This is a genomic window from Rahnella sp. AN3-3W3, assembly GCF_003263545.1.
Taxonomy (GTDB): Bacteria; Pseudomonadota; Gammaproteobacteria; order Enterobacterales; family Enterobacteriaceae; genus Rahnella; species Rahnella variigena.
This window is the reverse complement of the sequence record NZ_JYDG01000150.1, coordinates 1-2366: the sequence shown is the minus strand read 5'-3', so window position 1 is coordinate 2366 and position 2366 is coordinate 1. Positions and strand designations below refer to the sequence as shown.

Genomic DNA, 2366 nt, shown 5'->3' with positions numbered 1-2366 from the left:
CGCAGTCGCTCGTTCCTCACTCCTTTGCGCTGCGGCCTCGAAGTTGCCCCTGTTCGTTCAGCTGATACCCCGTTCCGGTCTTTTTCCACGGAGCAAGACTCCCCGCGCTGCGTGAAACCCAGGGGTGACACCAGAAAAGAGGCTGTGAAGCGCGTCATTCTATTCATTAATGAGGAGATCAATATGTTGAAATTTAATGCTAAAAACCTGCTACCTGTCGTGGCTGAAATCCAACAATACGGGGCAGATATGTTACTTGTGAAGGATCATGGCATTTACGTTCTGTCATCCGAAGGGGAGATTAAAGACAAGCGGCGCACAGTGGTATATGCAGAAGGTTATGATCCGGCAAATTTCTCAGACGGTGGTGAACTGCATGACGCTTGTGTCGATGCTGTGGGGGGCGACGATTTTTCTGAATCACTCCCCCTTACCGACGATGTTCTGACTGCGTTAGTCAAAGGAAAACATGATTTGCTCATCGTCGTCACTGAAACTCAGATCCGTATTGATTTGGCTCCGGTCGGGAGGGCGTCATGATATACGCGGATAAAGTTGCCGTGTTGCTGATGCGACATTATGGGATCACACTTGAAGACTGTTTCGACCCGAAGGAACTGGAAGTGTTCGAAGCCACTGGTCAGGAGCCTTTTGAAGTGGTTAACGGTATTGCGGAAAAAAGAGACCTTAGCCGTATTGATACCACACCGTTTATGTCATCCAGTCATCCGCTGGACGCCACATACCAGTATTATGGCAAAGGAAAAGCGAGGGCACCCAAGGAAATCCCTGCTCAGACCATCGTTGCCGAAACTGCTCTGACGACTGCGCAGCTTGAGGATTTATTAAGTTACGTCGTGCGTAACGGAAACCGAAGTAACCATTTTGAACCCTCAGATTTGCCCACCGGTGCGCTTGGCATGCTGTATCGCTGTGAGGAATCTGAAAGTTGGGTCATGGTGTGGGTCGCTGAAGGATGGCCGGTGGCCGTCAATGACGTATTTAATTTTGACGGTTTTGTAATGGCATCGGTAGCGGACTGTTAGTCTACCAGTGTGCCGAGAACTCGACAGATTTCCGCGCTGTTTTTCTCCGACAGCGCGGGAAGCAGTGTGGAAAGTGTCAGCGATCGGGTGGCAAGTTCGACCACTCGGTCGATAGTCGGTGATTTTTCGTAGGCTTTATACGTTCGCAGGCATTTCCCAAGTTCTTCCGCTGCACGCTCTTGATCCCAACCCATCCCTTTACGCCACAAACGTAACTCATAACCTGTCATAATCATCCTAAAAAGTGCAATAATTGCACTTTTTATAACAAGATATCGGCGCAATTACACTCTTTTTTTAGTCCCGCTGTGGGATTTTTGTTGCCAAAGTCCCGTTATGGGACTAAAATGCCTGTATGAAAATAATCTCAATTACAGCTCTGAAAGATTTTTGGGAGGAGTTTCCCAAAGCCGAGCAGCCGTTAAAGGCTTGGTTCGACGAGGCTAAAAAAGCCAACTGGAAAACTCCTGCTGATATTAAGGCTCAGTATCGAAATGCGAGCATACTGAAAAATAATCGGGTGGTATTTAATATAAAGGGAAATGATTACCGGTTAGTGGTTTCTATTTTTTATGCGGCTGGTTGGGTATATGTGAAATTCATCGGAACCCATAAACAATATGACGCAATCGACGTTAATACGATAGAACCGGAGTGAGCAAATATGAACATTAAACCAATTAGAACAGAACAAGATTACAAAGATGCCTTAAAGGCGATAGAACCGCTTTTTGACTCTCAACCTGAAATGGGAACGCCTGAGTTCGACTATATGGAAGTGATGGTGTTGCTGATCGAGGCCTACGAAGAACAGCACTATCCGATTTCTCCGCCTGACGCAGTTGAAGCCATCAAATTCCGTATGGAGCAAATGGGACTCACTGCCAAAGATTTAGAACCTGCGATTGGTCGCGTGAACCGCGTCTATGAAGTCCTGAATGGTAAACGCGGTCTGACATTACCCATGATCCGGAAATTGCATAGCCTGTTTGGCATTCCTGCTGAGAGCCTGATAAGCGCCTGATAAGGTTTTGATCATTATACATCGTTAAAAGTGCATTTATTGCACTTTACAAGCCGTTTTTCAGAGCGGCTTTTTTATGCGTGCTCGCCCTGGCCGCGCTTTGAGCCCATCCAGGGCGACGAAATACAACAGCCCGCTTGCAGCGCCCACAGGGCGCGCCGCTCTAAATGGCCACTTCCGTGGCCGCTAAGGATGCCGCCCATGCTGTCCGGCTTCTTTCTGGTGTCAGCCTCACCTTTGCCGTTAGCGGTTTCCCTTTTGCAGTGACAGACACTTGCACGGCGCACTGACCTCAC

At 48.2% G+C, this 2366-nt stretch carries 5 protein-coding genes; 4 read left to right on the top strand and 1 reads right to left on the bottom strand.

The genetic code is table 11. The features are described from left to right. Both UC15_RS25495 and UC15_RS25490 read left to right on the top strand, forming a co-directional pair. Nucleotides 1–540, top strand: a 540-nt coding sequence (locus UC15_RS25495) for a DUF3085 domain-containing protein (protein WP_232830000.1), incomplete at its 5' end; no start/stop codon positions are given. Next, complete coding sequence (locus tag UC15_RS25490) at nucleotides 537–1046, top strand: hypothetical protein (RefSeq protein WP_112292015.1); 510 nt, start codon at nucleotides 537–539, stop codon at nucleotides 1044–1046. The genes UC15_RS25495 and UC15_RS25490, both read left to right, overlap by 4 nt. Here the strand turns inward: UC15_RS25490 and UC15_RS25485 are convergent. Beyond that, complete coding sequence (locus UC15_RS25485) at nucleotides 1043–1276, bottom strand: helix-turn-helix transcriptional regulator (protein WP_232829999.1); 234 nt, start codon at nucleotides 1274–1276, stop codon at nucleotides 1043–1045. The genes UC15_RS25490 and UC15_RS25485 overlap by 4 nt on opposite strands. Nucleotides 1277–1401: 125 nt before the next feature. Between UC15_RS25485 and UC15_RS25480 the strand changes: the two genes are divergently transcribed. Both UC15_RS25480 and UC15_RS25475 read left to right on the top strand, forming a co-directional pair. Next, nucleotides 1402–1704, top strand: a complete 303-nt coding sequence (locus tag UC15_RS25480; RefSeq protein ID WP_112292012.1) for a type II toxin-antitoxin system HigB family toxin — start codon at nucleotides 1402–1404, stop codon at nucleotides 1702–1704. Nucleotides 1705–1710: 6 nt separating this feature from the next. Next, on the top strand, nucleotides 1711–2070 hold the full coding sequence (locus UC15_RS25475) for a type II toxin-antitoxin system HigA family antitoxin (protein WP_112292010.1): 360 nt from the start codon (nucleotides 1711–1713) through the stop codon (nucleotides 2068–2070). Nucleotides 2071–2366 lie beyond the last annotated feature (296 nt).

Excerpts from the sequence above, each read along its gene's own strand:
- UC15_RS25490 (WP_112292015.1), top strand. The coding sequence starts at position 537 with ATGATATACGCGGATAAAGTTGCCGTGTTGCTGATGCGACATTATGGG.
- UC15_RS25485 (WP_232829999.1), bottom strand. The coding sequence starts at position 1,276 with ATGACAGGTTATGAGTTACGTTTGTGGCGTAAAGGGATGGGTTGGGAT.
- UC15_RS25480 (WP_112292012.1), top strand. The coding sequence starts at position 1,402 with ATGAAAATAATCTCAATTACAGCTCTGAAAGATTTTTGGGAGGAGTTT.
- UC15_RS25475 (WP_112292010.1), top strand. The coding sequence starts at position 1,711 with ATGAACATTAAACCAATTAGAACAGAACAAGATTACAAAGATGCCTTA.